This is a genomic window from Pseudomonas sp. HMSC076A11, from assembly GCF_001810205.1.
Taxonomy (GTDB): Bacteria; Pseudomonadota; Gammaproteobacteria; order Pseudomonadales; family Pseudomonadaceae; genus Pseudomonas; species Pseudomonas aeruginosa.
Genome location: NZ_KV800294.1, coordinates 1 through 789, shown reverse-complemented (window position 1 = coordinate 789; position 789 = coordinate 1). Strand labels below are relative to the sequence as shown.

Annotated in this window: 1 protein-coding gene and 1 pseudogene; one reads left to right on the top strand and one right to left on the bottom strand. The window is 46.9% G+C overall.

The window, feature by feature from the left end:
• Positions 1–57: 57 nt before the first annotated feature.
• Positions 58–303: pseudogene (locus HMPREF2716_RS29820) on the top strand (IS4 family transposase); the annotation flags it as partial.
• Between the two features lie 36 nt (positions 304–339).
• Here the strand turns inward: HMPREF2716_RS29820 and HMPREF2716_RS29400 are convergent.
• The gene (locus HMPREF2716_RS29400) at positions 340–660 is read right to left on the bottom strand and encodes a hypothetical protein (protein WP_071535236.1); all 321 of its coding nucleotides are present in this window, start codon (positions 658–660) and stop codon (positions 340–342) included.
• Between the last annotated feature and the right edge of the window lie 129 nt (positions 661–789).

Genomic DNA, 789 nt, shown 5'->3' with positions numbered 1-789 from the left:
TTAGAGTAGGGAAAATAAATCTGTCCCCTTTATGGTCCGTCCCCTTTATGGTCCCCTTTATGCTGCAAGCACAGCCTCCAGCTATGGCTGGCGTGGCGGCAAGTCGACGATGATCCTGACGGAGGTACGACTCTTCGAGGCCTGCTGGTTCTGGTCGCGCAACAGCGTGTCGGCAATCGCTCCGGGCGAGTTGAACCCAGAGCCCTCAAGCGAAGGCCAAAGCCCTACCCATTACTGACCTGTACACGTCAATCTGCTCGGGCAGCGATCAAGAAACACGGTCACCCGAAAAGGGTTAAGTAAGTGCCATTCAAATCTGTCCCCTTTATTCTTTCATTCCTAGAACATTTCATGCCTGAGCAGCTTAAAGCATGCACCCTTCTTGATTACCCCTTCTATAGCAGATGAACGTGTCGTGGCGTTTATATAGAGCAAAATAGGGTAGTCAGGAAAATTTAACTCTACTGGTTCATCATCAAGAGGGTCAAGATTGGCTTTCAGAATAAAATTCTCCGAATCATTACTACCAAGCATGTAGTAATCCCCTCCTTGATAAGAACTATTTCTTTCATCAAGAGACACTCCAAAAATTTTATCTATATGCTCTCTTGCCAGAAAAAGGCTGAGATTTTTTGTTCCGTACAAGTCATATGCAATCATTTTGGAAGTACCAAGCTCGGAGCGCGGCTTGCAGCCGTTGCCGCAGAATCATAAATCATAAAGTTTGAAAAAAGGGGACAGATTTATTTTCCCTGCTCTAATCTCGGCCGCCCTTGCCCACGCCGCTCT

Bases quoted from the DNA above. Each gene is read 5' to 3' on its own strand.
- HMPREF2716_RS29400 (WP_071535236.1), bottom strand. From the start codon at position 660: ATGATTGCATATGACTTGTACGGAACAAAAAATCTCAGCCTTTTTCTG.